The organism is Serratia sp. Ae19-1 (assembly GCF_059801225.1).
In genome coordinates this window covers 512,141-538,359 of the sequence record NZ_JBCHWD010000001.1, presented here as the reverse complement: position 1 = coordinate 538,359, position 26,219 = coordinate 512,141, and the positions used below count along the sequence as shown (strand labels likewise).

The 26,219-nt window shown below is 58.6% G+C and carries 24 protein-coding genes and 1 pseudogene; 9 read left to right on the top strand and 16 right to left on the bottom strand.

Features of this window, described 5'->3' with window-relative positions; all coding sequences use genetic code 11:
* Positions 1–11: 11 nt before the first annotated feature.
* Positions 12–917 carry an EamA family transporter gene (locus tag AAIE04_RS02665; protein WP_025160008.1) on the bottom strand — a complete coding sequence of 302 codons (906 nt, stop codon included), beginning with the start codon at positions 915–917 and terminating at the stop codon, positions 12–14.
* An 87-nt stretch (positions 918–1,004) separates the two neighbouring features.
* A complete protein-coding gene (gene lsrG, locus AAIE04_RS02660; protein ID WP_063918973.1) occupies positions 1,005–1,298 on the bottom strand; it encodes a (4S)-4-hydroxy-5-phosphonooxypentane-2,3-dione isomerase in 294 nt (97 codons plus the stop codon).
* Between the two features lie 193 nt (positions 1,299–1,491).
* Between lsrG and lsrK the strand changes: the two genes are divergently transcribed.
* Positions 1,492–3,057, top strand: a complete 1,566-nt coding sequence (gene lsrK / locus AAIE04_RS02655; protein WP_498576440.1) for an autoinducer-2 kinase — start codon at positions 1,492–1,494, stop codon at positions 3,055–3,057.
* 46 nt (positions 3,058–3,103) lie between these two features.
* Here the strand turns inward: lsrK and fabG are convergent, their stop codons facing one another.
* The 4 genes from fabG to cqsA all read right to left on the bottom strand — a co-directional run bounded on the left by fabG (position 3,104) and on the right by cqsA (position 7,798).
* Entirely contained in the window at positions 3,104–3,856 is a 753-nt protein-coding gene (fabG, locus tag AAIE04_RS02650; RefSeq protein ID WP_019453908.1) for a 3-oxoacyl-ACP reductase FabG, read from the bottom strand.
* A 185-nt stretch (positions 3,857–4,041) separates the two neighbouring features.
* A complete protein-coding gene (gene acs, locus AAIE04_RS02645; protein WP_498576439.1) occupies positions 4,042–6,000 on the bottom strand; it encodes an acetate--CoA ligase in 1,959 nt (652 codons plus the stop codon).
* Positions 5,997–6,506 carry a pyridoxamine 5'-phosphate oxidase family protein gene (locus AAIE04_RS02640; protein ID WP_498576438.1) on the bottom strand — a complete coding sequence of 170 codons (510 nt, stop codon included), beginning with the start codon at positions 6,504–6,506 and terminating at the stop codon, positions 5,997–5,999. Before AAIE04_RS02640 ends, acs begins: the two co-directional genes overlap by 4 nt.
* A gap of 131 nt (positions 6,507–6,637) precedes the next feature.
* Positions 6,638–7,798, bottom strand: a complete 1,161-nt coding sequence (gene cqsA, locus AAIE04_RS02635) for an alpha-hydroxyketone-type quorum-sensing autoinducer synthase (protein WP_498576437.1) — start codon at positions 7,796–7,798, stop codon at positions 6,638–6,640.
* Positions 7,799–8,128: 330 nt separating this feature from the next.
* Between cqsA and AAIE04_RS02630 the strand changes: the two genes are divergently transcribed.
* From AAIE04_RS02630 to AAIE04_RS02600, 7 genes and pseudogenes are all read left to right on the top strand, one after another.
* On the top strand, positions 8,129–11,128 hold the full coding sequence (locus tag AAIE04_RS02630) for an amino acid adenylation domain-containing protein (RefSeq protein WP_498576436.1): 3,000 nt from the start codon (positions 8,129–8,131) through the stop codon (positions 11,126–11,128).
* 212 nt (positions 11,129–11,340) lie between these two features.
* Entirely contained in the window at positions 11,341–12,525 is a 1,185-nt protein-coding gene (locus tag AAIE04_RS02625; RefSeq protein ID WP_063918971.1) for an MFS transporter, read from the top strand.
* A gap of 59 nt (positions 12,526–12,584) precedes the next feature.
* Entirely contained in the window at positions 12,585–13,478 is an 894-nt protein-coding gene (locus tag AAIE04_RS02620; RefSeq protein ID WP_063918970.1) for a LysR family transcriptional regulator, read from the top strand.
* Positions 13,479–13,532: 54 nt separating this feature from the next.
* A pseudogene (locus AAIE04_RS02615) lies at positions 13,533–13,869 on the top strand (GNAT family N-acetyltransferase).
* 54 nt (positions 13,870–13,923) lie between these two features.
* On the top strand, positions 13,924–14,265 hold the full coding sequence (yajD, locus tag AAIE04_RS02610) for an HNH nuclease YajD (RefSeq protein ID WP_004939576.1): 342 nt from the start codon (positions 13,924–13,926) through the stop codon (positions 14,263–14,265).
* 270 nt (positions 14,266–14,535) lie between these two features.
* A complete protein-coding gene (locus AAIE04_RS02605) occupies positions 14,536–15,171 on the top strand; it encodes a division plane positioning ATPase MipZ (RefSeq protein WP_019453916.1) in 636 nt (211 codons plus the stop codon).
* Complete coding sequence (locus AAIE04_RS02600) at positions 15,168–15,470, top strand: hypothetical protein (protein WP_063918969.1); 303 nt, start codon at positions 15,168–15,170, stop codon at positions 15,468–15,470. The genes AAIE04_RS02605 and AAIE04_RS02600 overlap by 4 nt, the downstream gene beginning before the upstream one ends.
* 38 nt (positions 15,471–15,508) lie before the next feature.
* Here the strand turns inward: AAIE04_RS02600 and AAIE04_RS02595 are convergent, their stop codons facing one another.
* The 5 genes from AAIE04_RS02595 to AAIE04_RS02575 form a co-directional block, all read right to left on the bottom strand.
* Entirely contained in the window at positions 15,509–17,752 is a 2,244-nt protein-coding gene (locus AAIE04_RS02595) for a xanthine dehydrogenase family protein molybdopterin-binding subunit (RefSeq protein WP_049239932.1), read from the bottom strand.
* 2 nt (positions 17,753–17,754) lie between these two features.
* Complete coding sequence (locus AAIE04_RS02590; protein ID WP_498576435.1) at positions 17,755–18,207, bottom strand: (2Fe-2S)-binding protein; 453 nt, start codon at positions 18,205–18,207, stop codon at positions 17,755–17,757.
* 16 nt (positions 18,208–18,223) lie between these two features.
* A complete protein-coding gene (locus tag AAIE04_RS02585) occupies positions 18,224–19,555 on the bottom strand; it encodes a c-type cytochrome (protein ID WP_498576434.1) in 1,332 nt (443 codons plus the stop codon).
* Positions 19,552–20,076, bottom strand: coding sequence for a MarR family winged helix-turn-helix transcriptional regulator (locus AAIE04_RS02580; protein ID WP_498576433.1), 525 nt, complete (start codon positions 20,074–20,076; stop codon positions 19,552–19,554). The genes AAIE04_RS02585 and AAIE04_RS02580 overlap by 4 nt, the downstream gene beginning before the upstream one ends.
* 168 nt (positions 20,077–20,244) lie before the next feature.
* Positions 20,245–21,000, bottom strand: a complete 756-nt coding sequence (locus tag AAIE04_RS02575) for a CDP-diacylglycerol diphosphatase (RefSeq protein WP_025160012.1) — start codon at positions 20,998–21,000, stop codon at positions 20,245–20,247.
* A gap of 236 nt (positions 21,001–21,236) precedes the next feature.
* On the opposite strand from AAIE04_RS02575, the gene AAIE04_RS02570 reads away from it, so the two are divergent.
* Positions 21,237–22,037, top strand: a complete 801-nt coding sequence (locus tag AAIE04_RS02570) for an alpha/beta fold hydrolase (protein ID WP_498576632.1) — start codon at positions 21,237–21,239, stop codon at positions 22,035–22,037.
* 28 nt (positions 22,038–22,065) lie between these two features.
* On the opposite strand, the gene AAIE04_RS02565 is transcribed toward AAIE04_RS02570, so the two are convergent.
* The 5 genes from AAIE04_RS02565 to AAIE04_RS02545 all read right to left on the bottom strand — a co-directional run bounded on the left by AAIE04_RS02565 (position 22,066) and on the right by AAIE04_RS02545 (position 26,180).
* Entirely contained in the window at positions 22,066–22,791 is a 726-nt protein-coding gene (locus tag AAIE04_RS02565) for a substrate-binding domain-containing protein (protein ID WP_080356215.1), read from the bottom strand.
* A complete protein-coding gene (locus tag AAIE04_RS02560; RefSeq protein ID WP_498056517.1) occupies positions 22,784–23,563 on the bottom strand; it encodes an ABC transporter ATP-binding protein in 780 nt (259 codons plus the stop codon). The genes AAIE04_RS02565 and AAIE04_RS02560 overlap by 8 nt, the downstream gene beginning before the upstream one ends.
* Positions 23,556–24,557: a FecCD family ABC transporter permease gene (locus AAIE04_RS02555; RefSeq protein ID WP_164095282.1), complete on the bottom strand. Its 1,002-nt coding sequence runs from the start codon at positions 24,555–24,557 to the stop codon at positions 23,556–23,558. The genes AAIE04_RS02560 and AAIE04_RS02555 overlap by 8 nt, the downstream gene beginning before the upstream one ends.
* Positions 24,554–25,603: an ABC transporter substrate-binding protein gene (locus AAIE04_RS02550; protein WP_498576432.1), complete on the bottom strand. Its 1,050-nt coding sequence runs from the start codon at positions 25,601–25,603 to the stop codon at positions 24,554–24,556. The genes AAIE04_RS02555 and AAIE04_RS02550 overlap by 4 nt, the downstream gene beginning before the upstream one ends.
* Positions 25,604–25,787: 184 nt before the next feature.
* Positions 25,788–26,180: a hypothetical protein gene (locus AAIE04_RS02545; RefSeq protein WP_019453929.1), complete on the bottom strand. Its 393-nt coding sequence runs from the start codon at positions 26,178–26,180 to the stop codon at positions 25,788–25,790.
* Between the last annotated feature and the right edge of the window lie 39 nt (positions 26,181–26,219).

The window sequence follows — 26,219 nt, the reverse complement described above, 5'->3', positions numbered from 1 at the left end:
CCCTGTTCGGTTTAACGCGCGATCGCCGCCCGGCGGCGCGGTAGCCCGAAGGTATTGACCGCCATGCCGGCCAGCACCAGCAATGCGCCGCCGAACTGAGCCGGCGACAGCGCTTCGTCCAGCAGTAACCAGGCGGCGAACAGCCCGACCAGCGGCACCAGCAGCGTCAGCGGTGCAACGCGCCAGGTCTCGTAGCGCCCCAGCAGGCTGCCCCACACCGAATAACCGAACAGCGTGGCGGCGAACGCCAGGTAGGCAACCGCCAGCCAGGTGCCGAGCTGCACATGGCTCAGGCTGCTCAGCACCGCCTGCGGGCCGTCGAACAGCCAGCTGCAGGCCAGGAACGGCACCACCGGGATCGGCGCGCTCCACACCACCAGCGATAAGATATTACGCTGCGGGAAACCGGCCAGGATCTTCTTGTTGGTCAGGTTGCCCAGCGCCCAGGAAAACGCCGCCGCCAGGGTCAGCAACAGGCCCGCCAGAGGCACCGCGCCGCTGCCCGGCTTATGCAGGCTGGCCTGCGCCAGCACCAGCATGCCGCCGCTGGCGATAGCGATGCCGACGAAATGATTGACGCGCAGCTTGTCGCCCATCAGCACGACCCCCAGCAGCAGGGTGAAGAACACCTGCGCCTGCAGCACCAGCGAAGCCAATCCCGCCGGCATGCCCACCTTGATGGCGACGAACAGAAAAGCGAACTGCGCGAAGCTCATGGTCATGCCGTACAGCAACAGCCATTTCCACGGAATGGTCGGGCGCGGGATAAAGAAGATCGCCGGCAACGCCACCAGCAAAAAACGCATTCCGGCCAGCAGAAACGGCGGCATGCCCTGTAAACCGAACTTGATCACGACGAAATTCACGCCCCAGATCACCACCACCAACAGCGCCAACAGCCGATCGCGCAATGTCATCCTCGCCCCGCTTATCCCATTGAAAATTCGCTTTAGCTTGCAGGTTACAGCCAAACCGGGCGTATGGACACCGGCAAAATCCGTCGATTATTCCGGCATCAGGCCGATAAAGGTGGTTTTCTTGCGCGGACCGGTCATCAGCGCTTCCAGCTTCTCCACGCACTGCAGATAGTGCGGAGTCTGCTTGTGCGCCGCCACCGCCTGCTCGTCGCGATAGGCTTCGTAGATGTAAAACCGCGTTGGAATATGCTCATCCTGCAGCACGTCGAAGCGCAGATTGCCCGGCTCTTCGATCGCCCCCAGGTGATTGGCGCGGAAAACCTCGACAAATTCGTCGATCTTGTCCTGTTTAACGTTGATCTCAACCAATGTGACGTGCATGACAGCTCCTTGTTTAAACGGCGCGCCGTAACATGGCGCTTTCCAACCATAGGTTCATTCCCGTCGATTGCCCTGCCGCAACGGCAATTTTGCCGCCTGGCTCACAAATCGCACCGGCGGTGCCCATACCTTCCCCGGCGGGGCAAGGCGGCGGCATCTATAGTTAACACTCCTCCCCCTGAGAGCATAGGCTATGGATAACTACTTGATGGCGCTGGACGCAGGAACAGGCAGTATTCGCGCGGTGATCTTCGATTTGGCGGGCAATCAGATCGCGCACGGCCAGGCGGAGTGGCAGCATCTGGCGGTGCCGGGCGTGCCCGGCTCGATGGAGTTCGACCTCAGCCGCAACTGGCAGCTGGCCTGTCAGTGCATCCGCCAGGCGATGCAACGCGCGGGATTGAGCGCTCAGGCGATCCGCGCGGTGGCCTGCTGCTCGATGCGTGAAGGCATCGTTCTGTACGATCGCAACGGCGTGCCGATCTGGGCCTGCGCCAACGTCGATGCGCGCGCCAGCCACGAAGTCAGCGAGCTGAAAGAGCTGCACAACCACGGTTTCGAACGCGAGGTGTATCACTATTCCGGCCAGACGCTGGCGTTGAGCGCCATGCCGCGCCTGCTGTGGCTGGCGCACCATCGGCCGGATATCTACCGCCAGGCGGCGACGCTGACCATGATCAGCGACTGGTTGGCCAACATGCTGAGCGGCGAGCTGGCGGTCGATCCTTCCAACGCCGGCACCACCGGCATGCTGGATCTGACCAGCCGAGACTGGCGGCCGGCGCTGCTCGATATGGCCGGCCTGCGCGCCGACATGCTGTCGCCGGTGAAAGAGACCGGCAGCGTGCTGGGGCGCGTCACCGAACAGGCCGCGCAGGAGAGCGGGCTGCTGCTCGGCACCCCGGTGGTGATGGGCGGCGGCGACGTGCAACTCGGCAGTCTGGGGCTTGGCATCGTGCGTGCCGGGCAAACGGCGGTGCTCGGCGGCACCTTCTGGCAGCAAATCGTTAACCTGCCGGAGCCGGCCATCGATCCGGAGATGAATATCCGCATCAATCCTCACGTCATTCCCGGCATGGCGCAGGCGGAATCCATCAGCTTCTTTACCGGCCTGACCATGCGTTGGTTCCGCGACGCGTTCTGCGCCGAAGAGAAGCTGCTGGCGGAGCGGTTGGGCGTCGACGCCTACAGCCTGCTGGAAGAGATGGCGGCCAGGGTGCCGCCGGGCGCCTACGGCGTGATGCCAATCTTTTCCGACGCTATGCATTTCAAAACCTGGTATCACGCCGCGCCGTCGTTCATCAACCTGTCGATCGATCCGGAACGCTGCAACAAACAGACGCTGTTCCGCGCGCTGGAAGAGAACGCCGCCATCGTCTCCGCCTGCAATCTGGAGCAGATCGCCGCCTTCTCCGGCGTGCAGGCCCGCTCGCTGGTGTTCGCCGGCGGCGGTGCGAAGGGCAAACTGTGGAGTCAGATCCTCAGCGACGTCACCGGGCTGACGGTACGGGTACCGGTGGTGAAAGAGGCCACCGCGCTGGGCTGCGCCATCGCCGCCGGCGTCGGCGCCGGGCTGTACGAATCGCTGGCCGAAACCGGCGAGCGCCTGGTGCGCTGGGAGCGCGAACATCAGCCGGACATGACCAACCACGCCTTGTATCAGGAGCAGAAGGAAAACTGGCGGCAGGTTTACGCCGATCAGCTGACGCTGGTGGATAACGGCCTGACCACCTCCATGTGGAAAGCGCCGGGGCTTTAAAACGCAAACGGGCGCCGCCAGGCGCCCGTTTGCCCGAGAGTCAGGCTTAAGCCAGCGTTTCCGGCAACACCAACCCGCCGTCAACGACGATCGTCTGCCCGGTAATGTAACCGGCGTCTTCAGACGCCAGGAAACAGACCGCCGCCGCAATATCATCCACGGAGCCCAGCCGTTTCAGTGGAATGGTTCTTTCTATATCCGCGATATACTCCTCCCCCATTTCACTCAGTCCTTCCGTCAGGACGTTGCCCGGCAATACGGCGTTGACGGTGATCTGGTCAGCGGCAAACTCAAGCGCCGCAGAGCGCATAAAGCCCAGCTGCGCCGCTTTACTTGACGCATAATGCGCCCAGCCGGGATAGCCCGTTAAAGGGCCGGTGATCGACGAAGTCAGCACAATCCGCCCGCAGGCGGATTGTTTCAGCCAAGGATACGCCGCCTGCACGCTGAAGAAGGTGCCTTTACTGTTAATAGCGTGAACGTCGTCCCATTGCTGCTCCGTCATCTGATTGAGCGGTACGGAAGGAAAAACACCGGCATTGCAGCACAACACATCCAGGCCGCCATTATGTGCCGCGAAGCGCTCTACGGTCGCGTTGAGTTTGTTGGCGTCGCGGACATCGCAGGCGTACCCTTGCAGCGTCAGTCCCATGCCCTGCGCCTTGTCTTGCGCAGCGGCGATTCTCTCTTCACCGCGCCCCACAATCCCCACCTGAGCGCCTTTTTTGGCGAAATAAAGCGCAATGCCCAACCCGATGCCGCCGCTCCCGCCGGTCACCAACACCTTTCTGCCTGCCATGTTTCCCTCCATTAAAAACAACCTCATTCATCGTTGATAAAATGAAAAAGCAATTAACCCTAGAGTCGAATAGCCGAGAAGTCAAAAATGCAGAAAAAAATAAGTAATAATTACAATTATTTATATTACTCGGCAAATTATTGACATTGATTGAATGCCAATGAAAGGAGAGCGCCATGCCCGCTTTATAAAGACAGGTTCATTGACCGCTTTTCTTCCAGCAACTTGTCGATCACATCCGGTTCCGCCAGCGTAGAGGTATCGCCATGATTATCGGTATCGCCAATGGCGATATTACGCAGGATGCGACGCATGATTTTGCCGGAACGCGTCTTGGGTAACGCATCCGTCCAGTGCAGCACGTCAGGCACGGCGATAGCGCCGATCTCCTGGCGCACCCAGTTGCGTACCTCGGCATACAGCTCAGGCGTCGGCGCCTCGCCGCGGTTCAACATGACATAGGCGTAAATCGACTGCCCCTTGATGTGATGAGGAATGCCGACCACCGCCGCTTCGGCGATCTTCGGGTGCGACACCAGCGCGGACTCGATTTCGGCGGTCCCCATGCGGTGGCCGGAAACGTTCAGCACATCGTCGACGCGGCCGGTTATCCAGTAATCGCCGTCCTCATCGCGACGAGCGCCGTCGCCGCTGAAGTACATGCCTTTAAACGTCGAGAAATAGGCCTGTTCGAAACGTTCATGCTCGCCAATCAACGTACGCGCCTGGCCCGGCCAGGAGTCGAGGATCACCAGGTTGCCCTCACATTCCCCCTCCAATAGCCTGCCGCTGCCATCGACCAGCGCCGGCCGCACGCCGAAAAATGGCCGCGTGGCGGAGCCGGCCTTCAGCTCCGTCACGCCCGGTAGCGGCGTCAGCATGGCGCCGCCGGTTTCAGTTTGCCACCAGGTATCGACAATCGGGCATTTGCCATTGCCGATAGCGCGGTGATACCAGGCCCAGGCTTCCGGGTTGATAGGCTCGCCGGCCGTGCCCATGATGCGCAGCGAATCGCGGCGGGTGCCCTCGGTCGCCCTGTCGCCTTCAGCCATCAGCGCGCGAATGGCGGTCGGCGCGGTGTACAAAATGTTGACCCGGTGCTTATCGATCACCTGCGCCAGGCGATTGGCGCCCGGATAGCCGGGCACGCCCTCAAACATCACCGTGATGGCGCCGCAGGCCAACGGGCCATACAGCAAATAGCTGTGGGTGATCGCCCACCCCATATCGGCGGTGCACCAGAAAACATCGCCATCATGATAGTCGAACACATATTTAAAGCTCAGGGCGGCGTACACCAGATAGCCGCCGGTCGTGTGCAACACCCCTTTGGGTTTGCCGGTCGAGCCGGAGGTATACATGATAAACAGCGGATCTTCGGCGTTCATCTCTTCCGGCGCGCACTCGGCGGCGGCGTCTTGCATCAGCTCATGCCACCAGCAGTCGCGGCCTTCCTGCCAGCCGATCAACGAGCCGATGCGTTGCAGCACCACCACCTTGCTCACGCTGCTCACCCCCGGTTTTTTCAACGCCTCATCGACGTTTTGCTTCAGCGGCACGCGGCGACCGGCGCGCACCCCTTCATCGGCGGTGATCACCAGTTTCGCGCTGGAACCGATAATGCGCCCGGCTACCGCCTCCGGCGAGAAGCCGCCGAAGATCACCGAATGCACGGCACCGATGCGCGCGCAGGCCAGCATCGCAATTGCCGTTTCCGGCACCGTCGGCATGTAGATGGCCACCACGTTGCCTTTGTTAACCCCGAGTGTTTTCAGCACGTTGGCGAAGCGGCAAACGTCGTGATGCAACTGCCGGTAAGTGAATGTCCGGGATTGCGCCGGATCGTCGCCCTCCCAGATGAGAGCGGGCCGATCGCCGCGCTTCGCCAGATGGCGATCCAGGCAGTTGGCTGACACATTCAGCGTGCCGTCCTCAAACCAACGGATGCTGACGCGCCCTGGTTCAAACGAGGTGTTTTTTACCTGAGTATAGGGCCTGATCCAATCCAGAATTTTGCCATGCTCCCTCCAGAAGGCCTCCGGCTCCTGGATTGAACGCCGGTAGTATTGTTCGTATTGTGCCCGATTGATCAGCGCGTTTTGTGCAACGGTGACGGGAACTGCGCGTTTATGCGGCCGCTTCATAGGCCGTTACTCAGATCGACGGCGATTCTTTTATCTTTTTTGCTTTCCAACCAGCGATCGGTATCCAGCAGCCAAAGTTCGGTAATATCCAGCTCATAAAAACGCCGCGATCCCTGCCGGGCGAACTCAGACAAAGGCGGCATCCATTGCGTTCGAATAGACTCGTCCGGGAATTTTTGACATGAAAAATAACGATAAACCTCGTCCGTTTCATTTTCAGACACTTCCCTCGACACGCCAATAAACTGCACGCCATCGATCCCTAATGGAGACTCTACGGGCAAGTCAGCGAGATAAAGAGCGCCGCTGACTCTGTTATCATGGCGCAGGTTTTCAGAATGCCTGGCATGTCGCTCCGAACACCAGATTATTTTCAGCGGTATGCGGTTTACCACATAGCTGAGCGTCGCAGCCCAAACAGAACCATCTAAAGAACGGCTGGCAAGCGTGAAAAATTGAGCGTGCTTTAATAAGAAAAGACTTCTCTCTTTAATTGACATCGACATAATGCCTCCAAATAAAACCCAATAACAAATTTGTAAGAGGTGAGATTTTATATAGCACTGACAATGAAATGTAAAAATCAACGTTGCGAATCATAGAAAATCAAAGCACGCCATTTAATCTGACGGAAGTATTATGCTGATTGGCAAGTCATTTTCTTGTATTCTCTAAATGCATCCACAATTCGTTCGAGAGCATGATTGCTGAGATTGGCATTTGCCGTCAATCTTACTTTCCCTTTATTTTTCGTTGTCGCCGGATAGCAAAAGATTGTCGCCAATATTCCGTTGCTCTCCAGATGGTTTTTCAGCGACATCACTTCTTTCTCTGAACCGATCTCCAATGAAATGATTTGCTCGCTGCCGCCGGAGACGTCATATCCCAAATCGTCCAATGTGGAGCGAAGATATTTCGAATGGGCATGCAACTTCTCTCTTTTCTTGTCCGCCGCTTTAATATATTCAATGGCATCCATAAACCATTTCAAATCATAGTTCATGACGGAGGAACTGAACAATGACGGGTGCGATTCAAGCTGGAAATAGTCTTTGAAAATGGTCGGGCATGTGATTAATCCGCCCCGGCCGGCAAAGGTTTTAGCCAGACTGGCCGTGATAAAATCGACTTTATCCGTCAACCCTTGCTCATAAACGACACCGCGTCCTTGCGGGCCGTGCGTGCCCGCAGAGTGAGATTCATCGACGACCAGCACACAGCCGGTTTCCTCCGCCAATGAGACAAAATCCGCGATGGGGCACATGCTCCCATTGGAGCTGTATACCGTATCCACGACAACGATGCCGGGGCCATGGCGAGCGATTTTTTTTCTGGCGCTTTCGGCGCTGTTATGAGCGAAAGGATGGGATGTCGCGCCGGCCAGGCGCACGCCGTCATGCAGTGACATATGCGCCAGAATATCGATATAGACCGGCGTATCCTCGTTGGCGATAGCCTGGATCAGCCCGGTGTTGGCGGCATAGCCGGATTGGCACATGATGCTGTCTTCCGTGCCGAAAAACTCGGTGAACGCCCGTTCAACTTCCGCCTGATAGCTGGTTTCATTGAGCAACACGGACGACATGATTTTCTCCCCCGTCCTGTCTCTTTTGTTGCTGAGGTGAAGCTTTTCTTCGTCACAAAGCCCCAGATAATCATTGGAGCAAAGTATCACATCATTATCATCTTTCGGATTAACTTTAAATAAATTAACCCCACCCCATTCGGTATTGAATCTATGTTGAAAACGCTCATGAATTCTTTTACTTAAGAAATTAGGAACCTCTTTTCTCTTCATATTGCATTTCTCCAGGTAGGTTGGTCGAGAACTGCGTACATTTTATATACGCAAGGAACTTTGCCTCGTCAAGTTTGCGACAAGCCTCAACACAATTAACATTAACCACAAAATAATTTAAAGTTTAATCATTTTCATACCTTTCCTTTAACGGCACTTTATAAAAAATAAAATACATTTTTAGCAAACCTCCGACATAATCCGTATGTTCCCATCAACGCAAACCACCTGTTAATAACAATGGGACTCTTAACGTTTACTTTTTACAGATGTTTTCCGACCTAAGTCCAATCATTGATTACTCACATGATATAAAAACTGGAGTGCAAAATGTCTAAAACGTTTAACAATGTCATAGAACAGTTTATTAATCAGTCCATTAAATCTCCAAATAATATCGCGATAGCTTATGGCGACATGCAAATGACCTATCAGCAATTGAACCGAGAAAGCGATCGATTATGCAGCCGACTGAAGCAGGCGGAAATAGGGCCAGGCCATTGTATTCCTTTAATTGTCCAACGCACGCCGGAGTTTATTATCGGCATGCTGGGCATAGCTAAAGCGGGAGCCGCTTATATCCCCATCGATGTTCACAACCCGGAAAAGCGCATTGCGCAAATTGTTGGGCAAAGCCATTCGCCGGCGGTACTGATAGGAAGCAGCGCATTTTCTTATCTTGCTGAAACAACGGGGCTGCAGGTGATTGCCATTGATAAGCCAAGTCAAGAGCCTATCTCCGCACCGCCCCCCTCTTCCCTGCCTGAGCCAAGCAACATTGCCTATGTGATCTTTACCTCCGGCACGACGGGCAAGCCGAAAGGCGTCATGATCACTCACGCTGCGTTGCACAACCTGGTGAACTGGCACAACGCGAATTTCGCCGTGGATCAACACTGCCGCAGCACGCTGATCGCCGGCATAGGATTCGATGTCGCCCAGTGGGAAGTGTGGTCTCCACTGATCTGCGGCGCCACGCTGGTACTGCCGGATAGCGAAGAAACACGCCTGAGCCCCACAGCGCTGCTCGATTTTTTTGCTCGCCGCCGCCTGACTCATGCTTTTGTTCCGACGGTACTCGTGCCGGAGATTGTCAGCGCCCCGCAGCCGCCCGAACTCTCGCTGCGTTATCTGTTTACTGCCGGCGAAAAGCTGAACCCCGTCAGCCTGTCGCAGATCGATTACCCGCTGGTAGATTATTACGGCCCTACCGAGGCGACCATTTTCACCACCTGCAACCCAGTCGCCTGCGCCAGCACCAACCCTGTGGCTAGCATCGGCATGCCGATCGCGGGTGCAGAAGCGTTTATTTTGGATGACAACCTGCAGCCGCTCAAGGATGGCGAACCCGGTGAGCTGTTTATCGGCGGTCCCGGTTTGGCCGTCGGCTATTTAGGCGATGCTGAAATGACGAACCAACGCTTCATCCCTTCACCGTTTACGCCGGGTACACGCCTTTACCGCAGCGGCGATCGCGCCTGTCGACTGCCGGACGGGCGGATACAATATCTGGGCCGACTCGACGACCAGGTTAAAATTCGCGGCAACCGCATAGAGCTGGGGGAAATTGAAAGCGTCCTGCTGCGACACCCGCAGGTGAAAAGCGCCGTTGCGCTGGTGCAAGACGAGCCCGATCTAGAAAAACGCATACTGGCGTTTGTCAGTTCGCACGCCGCTGATTCTTATGAGCTCCAGGAATCGCTGCGGCGACATCTCGGCGACGCACTGCCGGCTTACTTCATGCCTTCGGCGATGATCGTGTTGCCGCGTCTGCCGCTGACGATAAACAATAAGGTGGATAAGCATGCCCTGCTGACCCACCACCAGCGACAATGCACCGAATCCGCCTTGCATAAATCGTCCTTTACCCCTCGTGAAGCGCCTCTGGCCGAAATCTGGCAGGCACTTCTGGGCGTTTTACCTGGGCCGAACGACAACTTCGTTCATTCAGGCGGCCACTCTCTGACGGCGGCAAAAATGGCGGTCGCGATTTCAGAGAGAACAGGTGTTCGCACCTATGTGCACGATATCTACGATCACCCGACCATTCGCCTATTAGCCGAAGCGCTTGAGCAGCGCAGCCAGACTATTTCGCCGAGCAGCGCGGCCGAACCGCTGCGCATTCTGCAAGACGATATTTTCCTGCCGGACGATCTTCACATCGATCCCCGTTTCGACGAACGCCAAATTACCGCGCCACGTTGCATTCTGCTGACGGGTACCACTGGTTTTGTCGGTAGCCACCTTATGGCCGACCTGCTACGCAGCACCGAAGCGAAGATTTATTGCTTGATCCGCGGCCCAGATGCGCATACTGCGCGGCAGCGGCTGCTGCAGGCACTCGCGCACTACCGCATTGCGCTGACAGAGGATCAGCTCGCGCGAACCTTGCCGCTCTGCGGCGATATTGCGCAACCGCAGTTAGGCCTCACGACGGCGGAATATCAACGGTTAAGTCAGGAGACCGACATCGTTTATCACTCTGCCGGTGCGGTAAACTTTATCCAGCCTTACTCTTACCTGAAGCATATTAACGTGCAGGGGGTGCGGGAGATTATTCGCTTTGCGGCGCAGGGGCGCACCAAACCGCTGATGCTGCTCTCCTCCATTGCCGTCTACAGCTGGAAGCCGCCGCATTCCGAACGGTGGATCATGCATGAAGATGACGATATCGATTTGAATCTGCCGGAGGTGCTGACCGATATTGGCTACGTGCGCAGCAAATGGGTCATGGAGAAAGTCGCCAATCTGGCGGCCGCCCGCGGCCTGCCGATGATGACTTTCCGGCTGGGCTATGCGACCAACCACAGCGGAACGGGCGTCAGCGCAGACTATCAGTGGTGGGGAAACCTGGTTAAGACCTGCCTGGATTGCGGCATCGTCCCCACGCTGCACGAGTTTCGCGAAGGATTGACCACCGTCGATTACATCACCAGCGTGATTGCCCATATCAGCCGGAATCCTCAGGCGTTAGGGCATAAATTCCATCTGACCCCCGAGCCCGAAGACAGCCTGACGATGGATGCGTTTTTCGGCCTGCTGGAGCAGCATTTTGGCTTCAGCTTCCAACGCCAACCACTGGCTGAGTGGTTTGAACATTGGGAAGCTGACCCCGAATCACCGCTTTATCCTTTGTTGAGCCTGATGAAGGACAATGCCACCGGGGGGCAATCGACGGCGGAGCTGTATCAAAACACCTACCAGTGGGACAAACGCAACGTGAAGAAATTTTTGCAAGGCAGTGCGATTCAGGAAGCGCAATTTACCCGTGAAGTGCTGGCGCGCTATTTGCGACAGTCGATCGGTTATCGAGGAAGCAATGTGAACTGACCGGCGATAAAACCGGTGCGGGCGGGATCCGCCATTGTTGTCCCGTCCGCTCATCTCGATGACGGCCTGAGCCGAACACGATTATTCCCCCTCAGAAACAGTGTAACCACCGTGAATGGATTTATCCGCCGCTCTCACCTGCCGTAAATTGTGATTTCGGTCACGCTGCGCCCCTCGTGCGGCCTGCGCATTCACCTGAGAAGAGCGGCATTATGCTGAATCATAAAGATAACCCTGCATCATCCCCGTGGTTGGCGATCTTCTCGCTGACGGTTGCCTGTTTTGTCATGGTCACCACCGAGTTTCTGCCGATCGGTCTGCTGACCAACATCGCCCCCTCGCTCGGCGTCAGTACCGGCAGCGCCGGGCTGATGGTCACCATGCCCGGCATCGTGGCGGCGGTGGCCGCCCCCGCATTGAGCCTGATGTCCGGCCGCCTGGATCGGCGTTTATTGATGCTGGGGCTGTCGTTGCTGCTGGTGGTATCCAATCTGGTGGCGGCGCTGGCCGTCAACTTTCCGATGATGTTGCTCGGCCGCGTGCTGCTGGGCGTCTGCGTCGGCGGCTTCTGGTCGTTCGCCGCCAACTATGGCCGCCATCTGGTGCCGGAAGCCAGCCAGGGGCGAGCCACCGCGCTGATCCTCAGCGGCGTTTCGGTCGGCGCGGTGTGCGGCGTGCCGATCGGCGCACTGGTCGGCGATCTGTTCGGCTGGCGCGCCGCCTTCTTCGGCGGCGCGGCGCTGGCGGTCGGCGTACTGTTGGCGCAACTGCGCTTACTGACGTCGGTGCCGCCGTCCCGGCCGGTCACGCCGCGCGATCTGGTGCTGCCGCTGCGCCTGCCGATGGCGCGCATCGGCCTTATCGCCATCGTGCTGCTGTTCATCGGCCACTTCGCCGCCTATACCTATCTGCGCCCCCTGCTGCAGCAGGTGTTTGTGCTCAGCCCGTCGGCCATCTCGCTGCAGCTGTTGGCCTATGGCGCCGTCGGCCTGCTGGGCACGTTCCTCGGCGAACGCCTGGGGGAATACAGCCTGCGCGCCACCTTTATCCTGATCGCCGCCATGTTGGCGGGCATCCTGATCGTCTCACCGCTGCTCAGCGGCCTCGGCGGCGCCACGCTGATGGTGATGGTCTGGGGACTGGCCTTTGGCGCCGTGCCGGTGTGCGCCACCAACTGGATGTTCGCCGCGGTGCCGCAGGCGCCGGAGGCTGGCCAGGCGCTGCTGGTGTGCGTCGTCCAAATCGCGCTGGCCTCCGGCGCATTGCTGGGCGGCGAGGTGGTGGACTGGCAGGGCGTCAGCAGCGCCATGCTGTTCGGCGGCGCGCTGATCCTCTCCGCCGCGCTGGTGTTCGGTCTCAGCTTGCGCGCCGGCGTGATTGGCGCTAAACAGTGTTAATCATTATTTACCCGCATAAACACGCGCCGGCGGCAGCCGGCGCACTACGCTGAGAGCCTATGGACCATCATTTACTCGCCATACGGGTGTTCAACCGCGTGGTGGAAACCGGCGGCTTTACCCGCGCCGCCGAGTCGCTGGGCATGCCGAAAGCCACGGTCACCAAGCTGATCCAGAGCCTGGAAGATCACCTGCAGACCAAGCTGTTCCAGCGCACCACCCGCAGCGTGTCGGTCACCCGTGAGGGCGAATGCTATTACCAGCGCACGGTGAAATGGCTGGCGGATCTGGAGCAGATGGAAGGCTGCCTGACCGAATCGCAAAGTTCTCCGCAGGGCGTGCTGCGCATCGATACCGGCGGCGGCACCGCCCGCCGGCTGCTGCTGCCCGCCCTTCCCGACTTTCTGGCGCGCTACCCGCAGATACAGATCGATCTGAGCGTCGGCGATCGCGTTATCGATCTTATCAGCGACAGCGCCGACTGCGTGATCCGCAGCGGCCCGCTGGCCGACTCCAGCCTGATCGCGCGGCGCCTGTTCGATCTGGACTGGGTCAGCTGCGCCACCCCAGACTACCTGGCGCGCCACGGCACGCCCCGCCACCCGTGCGATCTGGAACAGGGTTTTCCGATGGTGCACTATCGCCACCCGCTCAACGACCGCATCCATCCACAGCGCTACGTCGAACGCGGCAAAGAGATCGCCATCCAACAACGCTACCCGGTCAGCATCAATGAAGGCAACGCGCTGCTGGCGGCGAGCCTGGCCGGCCTGGGCATCATCCAGACTTATCGTTTTATGGCGCAGCCGCACCTCGATGCCGGCGAGCTGGTCAGCCTGCTGCACGACTGGCAGCCGCCGCCGGAACAGATGTATGTCGTCTATCCGTCCAATCGCCACCTCAGCGGCAAGCTGCGGGCGTTTATCGACTGGGCGATGGAGACGTTTCATTAACCGATCGCCCCGGCTATAGTGGCTTCTCTTACGGACAATAAAAACGGGCAAACCATGCATATCGAACCGCTGCTCGCACATCGTCAGCGCATTGACGAACTGGCCGAATTACTGCATCAGGAATGGGGCGCCTTTGCACAGTGGAGCAACCGCGACGCCATCAGCCGGCGTCTGGCTGAGCGAAGTCTTCACCCACCCGCAGCACCGCGGTCAAGGCATCGCCCGCAGTCTGATCGCGCGCTGCATTGAGCACGGCCGAAGCCAAGGCATCGACGAGCTCTATCTGTACACGCCCGACCAGCAGGCGCTGTATCAAAAGCTCGGCTGGCGCCCTCTGGAGCAGCGCCGGGTCGCCGGTGAAACCGTCACGGTGATGAGCCGCACGTTGTAGCCGCATGCAGTGTGGTATTATTTACCGCATATTGATTCCCGACGGACAACCACCATGGCCTACATCCCCAAAAACTATGCGAAGCTGGAAACCGGCTACCGCGAAAAAGCGCTGAAACTGTTCCCCTGGGTGTGCGGGCGCTGCTCGCGTGAGTTCGTGTATTCCAACCTGCGCGAACTGACGGTGCACCATATCGATCACGATCACAGCAACAACCCGGAAGACGGCAGCAACTGGGAGATGCTGTGCCTGTATTGTCACGACCATGAACACTCGAAATACACCGAGGCCGATCAATACGGTTCCACGGTAGTGGCGGGTGAAGACGCCCAGAAAGATATCGGCGTCGCCACCCACAATCCGTTCGCCAATCTGAAGGCGATGATGAAGAAGTAATGCCGAAAACAGCTTAATAAGAAAATAACTTATTAAGCTGTTAAATTAATATCCTCTTATCCGCTCCGCGACTTCCCAGAGAATTCCTACTTACCCACCCGGGCAATTCACCGCAAAATAAGCTGCGCAGTTAACGACATACTGGCTTGGCAAGCCGCCGCAGTTGGTGCATATTGTTCGCGAGTTGTTCTTGTTAACCTGTTTGATTATCAACCTAATAAGCGCATTAACTTAATAAGTTATCAGCTTAATAACTTGAGAGATGGCAGCATGATTGTTCTGATTGGCTCGCAAAAAGGCGGCGTCGGCAAGTCGACGAAAGCGGTGAATATCGCCGGGTATCTGATTCTTAAGCAAGGCAAGACGGCGATCATCGTCGATGCCGACGACCAGAAATCGATCATGACCTGGTACAACGACCGTCAGAACGTCGAAGGATTGCCGCATATTCCGGTGGTGGCCGCATCGGGCAAAATCAAGGAAACGCTGCTGGAGCTCGATCGCCATTACGACTACGTGATCGTCGACACCGCCGGCCGCGACAGCGCCGAACTGCGCTCCGGCCTGCTGGCCGCCGACCTGTTCCTCTCGCCGCTGCGCCCTTCGCAGATGGATCTCGACACCATCGGCTATCTGTCGGAGATGTTCTCCACCGCGCAGGAATATAACGAGAAGGTTAAAGGTTATATCGTGCTGAACATGTGCCCGACCAATATCTTTATTAATGAAGCCAACGAAGCGGCGCAGGTACTGAGCGAATACCCGGAATTCACCCTGGTGGGCAACCGCCTGTGCGACCGCAAAATTTATCGCGACGCCTGGGGCGAAGCCATCACCGTGCATGAGGCGAACAACGAAAAGGCGCAGGCCGAGATCGAATGCCTGGTGAAAGAGGTGATCCTGTGAAGAAGCGCACCCCCACCCACCGCATGTCGGAAGACGAATTCATCAACAGCGCCACCTCGCACACGTTGCCGGTCGCGGCGCCCGCGCCGGAAACCAAGCCGGCCGGCCGCAAACGCACCTACAAAGCGATTTCCGTCAGCCTGACGGACAACCACATCGAAGCTATCGATGAGGTGATCGTGCAGGCGGCGCGCAGCGGCATCGTGCGCATCACCCGCTCAGACATCATCAAGCTGGCGATCGACGGGTTGGCAGAAAAAAGCGAAGCGCAACTGCTGGCATTGCTGAAAAAGCTCTGACCGCACGGCAGCCGCCGGCTGACCACGCCGGTGGGCCGTTAAACGGATGAAAACCGGCGCGGGAACGGCATAGTACGATAGGTTTTGCCTGTAGCCTTATGCAGCGCGCTGGCCATCGCCGGGGCGACCACCGCAGTCGACACTTCCCCGCATCCCTGCGGCGCACGCGCGCTGTCGAGCACGACCACTTCCACCCTCGGCATTTCAGCGAGCGCAAGCAGCGGATAACGATCGAAATTCCCTTCCACCACGCCGCCCCGTTCGAAATGCAGTTCGCTGTGCAGACAGGTGGTCAACGCGAAACCGATGCCCCCCTCTACGTTGGCGCGCACCAGATTCGGGTTTATCACTTTGCCGCAGTCAATCGCACATATCGCACGGAGCACCCGCAGTCGCCCTTCCTGAATGGCGATTTCAATCACCAAACCGACGTAGGTGGTGAAAGCGTTATTGCGGCCGACCCAAATATTGCACGACATACCGCGATAAACGCCCGGCGGCGGTTCGTGCTGCCAACCTGCCGCCGCCGCGGTAGCGTCCAGTACACGCAACGCTTCCGGGTTGTCCTGCAACAGATGCCGCCGATATTGGTACTCATCCCGGTTGGCCTTATAGCTGAGTTCGCTGATGAAGCTTTCCAAAAAAAACAGGCTGGCGACGCTGCCGACGCCGCGCAGATAGCTCAGGGAGATCGGCTGTTCGACGATGCCGGCCTCTACCTTCAGGTGAGGGATGCGATATGGCGTGCTGTAAACGCACTCCACCATACTTTCATCCCATCCACCGGCCTCGTTTACCGTTTCGCGCCGCATTTGCCAGAAGAGCGACTGCCCGGCATAGCGCGCCCACAATGCCTGCGGGTAGCCGTTTTCATCCAACAGCGCCCGATAATGGCTGATGCAGGCCGGACGATAGTATTCATGCCGCATGTCGATCTCGCGCGGATAGATCACTTTGACCGGTTTTCCTACCGCCCGTGAGGCGGCGGTAGCATGCATCACGGCATCCGGCAGATATTTGCGCCCAAAGCTGCCACCCAGGTAGGTCGTATTCACCACCACATCCGACGGCGTCAGCCCAAACATTTTCGCCAGAACGTTGCGCACCATATCCTGTCCCTGGAAAGGGCCCCAGGTTTCGATACGGCCCTCGCCGTAATGACTGGTGGCGTTGCAAGGCTCCATAGTGGCATGCGCCACATAAGGCGCGCTGTAACGAGCCTCATGCAGGCACGCCCCCCGCTCAGCGTCGTGGATCAACGCCAACGCCTCACCGCGATCGACCGCCGACACCAAGGTATCGCCGTCCAGCATCGCCAGATTCTCCGCCGCAATCACATTGTCGGTCAGCGCTTGTCCTGCCCCCGGCAACCAGTCGACCTCCAGCAAATCCGCCGCCTTTTTGGCCTGCCAGTAGCTCGCCGCCACCACGATCACCGTATTGAGCGACATATCGTGATCCAAACCGACCATATTGTTCATCGACCACTGCCGGGTCAGCACCAGATCCACCACGCCCGGCATGGCCCGAACCTGTCGTTCATTACGCACGGCAACCAGCTTTCCGCTGAGGTCGGGCACCATCCAGGGAACGCCGATCAGCATCTCAGGCAGGTCGATATCAATACCGTAAATCGCGCTGCCGTCCACTTTTTCCGGCGTATCGACCCGCAATAGCGGCTGACCAATAAAGCCATCCCGCTCTTGCGCCTCGCTCTTCAATCCCGGCTGCGGATCCAACGGCAGCTCGGCGGCATAGCGCACCAGATCGCCATAGGCGACCTTGCGTTGCCCGCCCTCTTCAATCACCCAGCCTTTCTCCGTGCGGCACTGCTGCGGTGAGAGCGCAAAATGTTTTGCGCCGGCACGCAGAAAGAAATCTCTCGCCTGCGCGCCGGCCAACCGGGCGCGCTGATAAAATTTGGTCATTGAGGTTGAGGCGGCGACAAACTGTGCAAAAGCCTCGCCCCCGGCAACCTGACGGTAGGCGTCACGACCGGTGACGAATTTCACCGTCACCTGCGCCCAATCGGCATCCATCTCCGCCGCCACCACCTCGGCCAAGCCGGTATAGATCCCCTGCCCGACCTCGCATTGCGACACGCCGATGACGATGCGCCCTTCACGATCGATCCAGATCCAATCGTTCAATTCATACTGGTTGTCCGGAGGCGCCGCGTCCTGCGAAACCACGGCCGCCACGCTGCGCGTCGATATCGGCAACAGCATGGCGGCCACCGCCAACGCGCTGCCTTTAATCAAGGTTCTGCGGGTGATCGCCATGCTTAGGGTTCTCCCTTGTCGGCGGCGCGATGCACCGCCGCGCGGATACGGTAGTAGGTGGCGCAGCGGCACAGATTGGTCAGGCCCGTATCTATCAGCCGGTCGTCCGGCTTCGGGTGCTCCGCCAGCAGCGCGCTGACCGCCATGATCATGCCCGATTGGCAGTAGCCGCACTGCGGCACATCCTCCGCAATCCAGGCCTGCTGCACCGGATGACTGCGATCGGTGGACAACCCTTCGATGGTGGTCACCTGCCGATCGCGCACCAATTGCAGCGGATAGCAACATGAACGCACTGCCTTACCGTCGACATGTACCGTACAGGCGCCACAGGCGCCGATACCGCAGCCGAACTTGGTGCCGGTTAACTTAAAATGTTCCCGAATCACCCACAGCAGCGGCGTATCCGGCTCGCCGTTAAATTCGACCGCCTGGCCGTTCAGATTGAACTTCATGCCATCCTCTCCCCAATCAATGCTTCATCCGACGCTTCACCCACGTCCCGATGCCGATCAATACCAGCAACACACCGCCCCAGAACAAATAAGGCAATGACGCGATCAACCACGGTTTTTCACCGCCCGCCCGCTGCCGAGCCACTTGCTCCGGCGTTATCCTGACCGCCGGATTGCCGAATTGCTGCAATACGTAATTACCCACCTCGGCCAGTTGCCGGTCATCCAGGCTATCGGCGAATCCCGGCATCCAGGTTTTCAGCGTCTCCCCCTGACGCTGCACGCCATGCAGCATCACCATGATCAGGTTATTGGCCTGTTCGTTGCCTACGGTGGAGTTGTGAGTCAAAGAAGGAAAATGGCCGTCGTAGGCGCCTTCGCCGCCCAGGCGATGGCAGCTGGCGCAGGCAGCGGCATACAACGCCTGCCCGGCTGCGCGGCCTTCACCGCCTCCCTGATAGTCATAGGCCGCTTTCGTTCCTTGCACGGTGACGATCGGCGGCGTCTGTTTAAGCCAGTCGGCGATGGCGTCGAGATCGTCGTCACTCAGGAAACGCAGACTATGCTCCACCGCTTCCGCCATGCCGCCGGCCGCCTGGGCTTTGTCATTGCGCCCGGTGCGCAGATACTGCACCAATTCTTTCTGGCTCCAGCCGCCGATGCCGCTGACGGGATCCGAGGTGATATTCGGCGCGATCCAACCGCCGGCCTCCCCTCCAGCCAGATAGCGATCGCGGCGTTCCGCCATCAGCCCGTTACGCGGGCTGTGACACGCCGAGCAATGCCCCAAAACATCTACCAGATAGCGACCACGCGCCTTCTTCTGCTCTTCATCGATGGGCGTTTTTTCCAGAAACAGCCAGTTCCAGCCGTGAATCGCATAACGCCAGGAAAAAGGGAACGCCAGTTGGCTCTCAGGCACCGCACGATCGACCGGGGCAACCCCGGCCATAAAATAGCGATACAGCGCGTGCAGATCGTCATCGCTCAATCCCCGATAAGCGGTATAGGGCATGGCGGGATACAAGGGTTGGCCGTCCCGCCGGATACCCTGCGTCAACGCGCGGCGAAACTCTTGCTCACTGTAGTCGCCAATGCCGGTCCCCTTGGCGGGCGTGATATTGCTGGCGATGATATCGCCCATCGGCGAAGCGATGGCATAACCGCCGACATAGGGGGCGTCCTGTTGGGCGCTGCCGCGGTGACAAGCCGCGCAATCTGCGGCGATAGCCAGATATTTTCCGCGTGCGATGAGCTGTTGGTCATTGTGGCTGGCGAAGACCGGGCAGGAAAAGATCCCCAACACGATAACGCACAGCTGTCGTGCTCTCCGCCAGCGGCCGTTCACGCTTCACCCTCCGGTTTCATCGCATCCGCTCGTTCCTCCGCCAACAGCGCAAACTCGTCCGGCAACAGATTTTCCTGATCGAGCATCGCGACCGCGTTATGCTTGATGCCAAACAATACGCGGTAAAAAGCCTCCAGATCGCCGGCCGAAATGCCGTTAAGCAATTTTTGGCGCGCTTGTTGGCTGGAATGATCCAACTGCGCCAGCATCTCCTGCCCGGCCTCGGTCATTCTCACCCCTTTGGCGCGTTTATCTTCGGACAGGGCATCGCGAGCGATAAGCCGGTTTTTTTCCAGAAACAGCAGCGCGCGCGACATCGTCGAGACTTCGGCGTTCAAATGCTGCGAAACGTCTTTCAACGTGCAGCCATCACCCAGATCGGCAATCGCACTCAGCGCCAGCCAATGCGGGCGCGTCAGATTGGTCATTTTCACCGACTGGTCCATCGCCGTGCGCCATAGACGGTTGGTGACATCCAGATGGATGCCCAGTGCAGCAGGAAGTTTACGTGGTTGAGACATATCGGATGGCTCTCGATTATTTATTTGCTTGTGCAAACAAATAGTAGATCGAACGTTCTGATGGGATCAAGCAGATGTCGCAGAATAAAATAAAATGTAATTAATACAGATCGATATAACGTATTTTAACGGATTCACTCCCCGACAACGGGGAGCGATAAGAAAAACTCAGTTCCCCGCCACCGCGCAGTGGTAGTCCTGAATTTCACCGGCCGAGCCCAGATTCAGGTCGGTCAGCTTCAAACGGTTCGCCAACAGCAGCATCTCGCCCTGTGGGCTGACCGCCAGCGCCAGGCCATAGTTACCGATGCTGTCACCCTGTTCGACCACATAGTTGTTCAGCAAACGGAAAGGATCTTCCTGGGTTAAATCGGTGCCCGCCAATTTTCTGGCCAGGTATTGATGGCCGACCAATTTCACCGCCAGCGGCCGCCACTGTTGATCTAATTGCTGCGCCTGCTCACCCAACGCGTTATAGACATCCTGGCGCAAACAGGCAACGTGAATATGCAGCTGATCCTGAGAGCGACCATATTTCGAATTGACCGCCAGAGACATCCACGCATCTTTTAACGGTTTACCCAGCTCGCCGGATATATGTTCACGGTTATTCCAGGCCTGAGCGAAATAAGGCGGCGCGTGCTCCGTCTGCAATGCCGGGCTCTCGATACCGCTGACCTTTTCAGTCGGCATCACCAGATCGTGGTAAGGGCCTTTGCTATCCTTGAACAGCACATAACCCTCGGTTAAATCAACCTTTAAGCAGGGCGCCGGATCGTTGTTTTGCTGCTGATTAGGCACGCACTGTTGGCTGACGATTTGCCACAGCGCATTCGGATTGCCGCGCCCGAAGAACCACCACAGCACTGCCGCCAGCAGCAAAATGGCAAGCAAAATAATTAATAGTCTGAAAAGTCTTTTCATCGCGACGTCCTGTTTATCTATTCCATACCGAAAGGAGCGCCAGCATAAACCAAGGCGCTTATCGTCACCAGAATATTATCCTTAGCGTCACCTTTCATTGACGTCTTGTTATCAAGAGAAATTAAAAATAAGGGTTTACCTAAGTAATTTAAGGTAAATTAATACCGTAGGTTGAATATGAGTGTGATATAAGCAGCCGAACTCTCTTTATATAAGGAACCGACAAGATGCCAACGATGGGCAAATCCCTGCATTATCTCGACGTGGGCTCAGGCTTTCCGTTGCTGCTGGGCCACAGCTATCTGTTCGATCTGAACATGTGGACACCGCAGTTCGAGGCGCTGGCCAAACGTTACCGCCTGATCGTGCCTGATCTGTGGGGCCACGGCGACTCCCCGGCGCTGCCGCCTGGGCGAAACAGCCTGTCGGATATCGCCGCCGATCATTTGGCGCTGATGGATCATTTGGATATCGCAGAGTTCGGCATCGTCGGCCTGTCCGTCGGCGGCATGTGGGGCGCGGAACTGGCGGCGCTGGCACCGGAGCGGGTGAAAGTGTTGGCGCTGCTGGACAGCTACCTGGGCGACGAAACGCCGGAGGCACGGCAGCGCTATATGGGCATGCTGGCCGCCGTGGAACAGGCCGGTGCCATCACGTCGCCTCTGCTGGAATATATCGCCGCGCAGTTCTATTCCGACGAGGTGCCCGATGCGCTGTCACAGCCATTGCTGGCCCATCTGCAGAACCTGCCCGCCGATCGGCTGCGCGACAGCATCGTGCCGCTGGGCCGGATGATCTTCGGTCGCCCCGACAAGCTGGCGCTGCTGGAAAACATCACCGCCGCCAGTATCGTCATCACCGGCGCGCAGGATAAACCGCGTCCACCGACGGAAGGCCAGCGCATGGCGGATCTTCTCGGCTGTCGGCATGTGCTGATCCCCAACGCCGGCCATATCAGCAACAAAGAAAACCCGACGGCGGTCAACGAAACGCTGCTGGCGTTTTTAGCTGAAAACACCACTCCGCTGTTTTGGTGAGATTCTCCGGGCCGTCAGGCCCGGCGAGTCATGCCTGACGCCGCATAAACCCGTGCCGGCTCAATATTTCCTGCCCCTGTTCGCTCAAGATAAATGCGGCCAACCGCTGCGCTTCTTCATCCAGCAGGCATAGGCCGTAATCCGCCTCGATGTCCAGCGGCGGCGGCAACGTTCGCACCACCAACGTCGGGTAGGCCGCCAACGCCGGGGCATAGCTGGCGTAGCCGAGAAAAATGTCCGCCTGCCCGCTGGCTATCAGATACTCCGCCGCCAGTCGGCCCGCCGGTACCGGTGCGGAATCTATCCCGCCAACCAGCGGCAACGCCCGCCGGCGCAGCGCTTCTCCTTGCCCCGGCCAGGATTGTTCACAGCGTTCGAAAAGCCGCTGCGCATAATCGCCGGAGGGATCGGCTCCCGGCGTCGAGGTGGCAAGCCGCCAGCGCGGATCGCACAACACCTCAGGTAGCGGACGCTCGGTTAATGCCGGCACGTTGCGCACCGTGGCGCATAGCCGATTGTGCGCAAAAATCTGCACCGCGCCCGCGATACCGAGATCCGCCAACCTTTGCGGATGCGCCACGTTGGCCGAGGCGAACAGCTGCGGCCGCTCACCGTTCTCTATCCGTTGGCGCAATAGCCCCGCCGGGCCGAATTCCGCCGAGACCTTTTGCCCGGTGTCGCGCTGAAACGCCGACAGCAGCGGCGCAAACGCCAGCCGCAGGCTGCCGGCGGCAAACAGCAGGATATCACTCATCATGTCGCTCCAATTGGCTGCGATACAACGGCACCAGCGTCGCGTAACGGCGGCCCGCCACCGTCAACGGCACCCGTTCGATCGCCAGTTCAAACAAGGGCGACAGGGATTGCGCCGTTAACACCTCGCGGCAGGCACCGAGCTGGCTACGCCCTTCCTTGCCCAGCAGCAAAGCCCGATCGGCCACCGCATGAGCATGGTTGGGCTGATGGGTGGAGAACGCCACCGCCAACTGCTGCTCCCGCGCCAGGCGCGCCATCAGGCTCAACACCCGATCCTGGTAATGCAGATCCAGCGCCGAAGTCGGTTCATCCAAAATCAACACCTCGCAGCGCATCGCCAACGCGCGGGCGATCATCGCTAATTGACGTTGACCGCCAGATAGGCTGCCGAATTCTCGCGCCGCCAGCTCTTGTAAACCCAACGTTTGCAACGCTTCTCTCGCCAGTCGATGATCTTTGGCTGACGGTGAACGGAACAGGCCGACATGGCGCGCCCGCCCCATCAATACGATATCCAGCACCCGATAGGCAAACGGCGGCGAAAAGTGCTGCGGGACAAAGCCAATCTCACCGTAGCGCTCAATCTCGCCGGATTGCGGCGTCAGGCTGCCTAACAACAGCTGCAGCAGCGTGCTCTTGCCGCACCCATTGGGGCCCAATACCGCCAGCACTTCGCCGCGCCGCAGCTGAATGTCCAGGTGTTGGAACAGCGGTGCCTCACCCGGCCAGGCGAAGCTCACCCCCCTGGCGGCCAATAAGGTGTCAGTCATGCCAGCCTCTCACTTGCGCGCGGCGCAGCAGCAGCGCGAACAGCGGCGCGCCAATCAGCGCGGTCAGAATGCCCAGCGGGATTTCACCGCTGCTCAGCGTGCGCGCCAAATCGTCGATCAACAGCATGTACAGGGCACCCAGGCAAAGCGAAGCCGGCAGCAGACGCCGGTGATCCGGCCCCACCAGCCGCCTCGCCACGTGCGGTATCACCAGACCGACCCAACCGATGCTGCCGCTGACCGCCACCTGGGCGGCCACAATGGCGGCGCACAGCGTCAAAATCAGCCAGCGGGTACGCTCAACGTTGATGCCCAATGCACCGGCATCCTCATCGCCCAACGACAGCAGATTGATGCGCCAACGCAGCGCCAGCAGCAAACCGCCGGCCAACAGCAAAGGCACAAACAGCATCAACAGCTTTTGCCGATCGGCGGTGGCAAAGCTGCCGAGCAGCCAGAACACGATACTCGGCAGCTTTTCTTCGGTATCCGCCAGATATTGCATCAGGCTGACGCAGGCGGAGAAAAAGCCGCTGAGGATCACCCCCGCCAGTACCAAAGAGAGAATATTGCGCCGCGCAATGGCGCTGGTGAGAGTGAAAATCAGCAGCAGCGCCGCCATGCCGAAAACAAAAGCCGACAACAGCAGCGCCGCCAACGGCAGGCTGAGCAGGATAGCCAGCGTGCCGCCAAAGGCGGCGCCGGACGACACGCCGATAATATGCGGATCGACCAGCGGGTTGCGAAAGACACCCTGCAAAGTCGCGCCGCACAGGGCCAGCGCCGCGCCGGCGCCCATCGCCAACAGCACCCGCGGCACGCGCACCCCGAGGATCACCTGGCGCTGAATGGCGTCGATGCCTGCATAATGCTGCCCAGTGAACGGCTCCAGCAGGATCATCAGGCTGTGCGTCATCGGCACCTGAAAGCGGCCGACGCCGAGCGAAAACAGCGCGCAGCACAGCGTCAGCAGCGCCAGCCAGCCCAGCCTCATTGCCCGCTCTGGCAGCAGGTGGCGCGATAATAGCGTTGATAATAAGCGTCGACCCGTTGCTGCAGATTGATATCGGCAAAACGCTGCGGGTAAAGCTTTTTCGCCATCCACAATTCACCCAGCGCCATTGCCTCCGGCATCGGATATCCCCAGGCCTTGGCGTACTCCGGCATCAGGTAGACCCGCTTATTCTTCACCGCGTCGATCGGCTGCCACTGCGGCGCCGTCAGGATCTGTTTCACCACGTCCGGGTAACGCTCCTGCACGAAGATCACCGCCGGATCCCAGCGCAATACATCTTCGATAGAGACCTGCTTAAACCCCTGAATATCTTTCGCCGCCACATTGAGCGCACCGGCGTGCCGCATCATCAGCCCGGTATATTTACCGGCGCCGTAGGTGGTGAGATCGGGGTTGGCCATATACACCCGCACCCGCTGGTCTTCCGGCAGATCGCGCAGCCGTTCGGCGACCAACGCGCGCTGTTGAATGACGTCCTTGATCAGCGCTTCAGCCTGAGGCTGCCGCTCCATCACCTCGCCAATCAGGCGAATTCCGTCCTGCAGGCCCAACGTATAGGCCCGATCCTCATCGCTCAGCTGTGGATTCATTTTGCCCGCCTGATCGGCCGCTTCGCGACGCAGCGAGATCGCCACCACCGGAATCCCCGCCCGTTCGATCTGCGCAATCATTTCCGGCGGCGCATAGTTGGCCACGAACACCACCTGCGGATGCAGGCCGAGCAGGCTTTCGATATTCACCGAAGTCAGGTCGCCCGGCATCGGCAAGGTTGCCAACGTCGGCGCCAGCCGCAGGTAGTTTGGCCCCAGCTGCTTTTTCCAACTGCTGAGCACGCCGACCACCTGCGGCATCGCATCAAGCTGCACCAGCAGGTTCAGCGTCTGATGTTGCAGCACCACGGCGCGGGTGATGTGATCGGGCAGCGTGACCTGGCGGTTGAGCTGATCGGTGACCTGGCGATCCGCCAGGGCGGCGGTGGAAAACAACGCAAGCACCAACAGCAGGCGCGGGAGAGAGTTAAACATGGCAGTGACCGGTTGACTATCGTTATATAGCTAATGATATAGCGATGAGCATGGCGAAACAATCAGCGAGATCAAGCCTCACGCCATGTGTGCAGGAAGAAAAGTGAGGGGGAACATTGACTAAAGCAGCGCTCCGCCGTAACGCCGGCGGAGCCTGAGAGCGCAAAGAATGCGTGAAAAACGCTTATTGGCCGATAGAGGTCAGCCCCTGACGAATGCCTTCGTCAGCCTGTTGGCACCACGCCTGCAGACCCTGTGGCGCTTCCTTTTCCAACGCAACCACTTTGCCGTCGTCGTTCAGCACATTGCCTTCACGGCCCATCGCTTCACGCTTGTCGCCATCGCGGGTGTCGACACCGCCGGGAATGGCGGCCACGTAGGCCACCATTTTCTTGGCGTTGTCGATGCTGTCCGCTTTCAGGAAACCTTTATCGACGCAGTAAGACATCAGCCCGCTGGTATTACGCGTAATGTCATAGACGTTTTTCAATGCGGCAGGGTCCATCCCTTCGGCGTTAGCGGTGTTGAACAGGCCCAGGGTCGCGGCAATCACGCCGGTCAGAATAGTTTTTTTCATTGTTAACTCGTTTTAATAATGAAGTATTTAAGTTTGAAT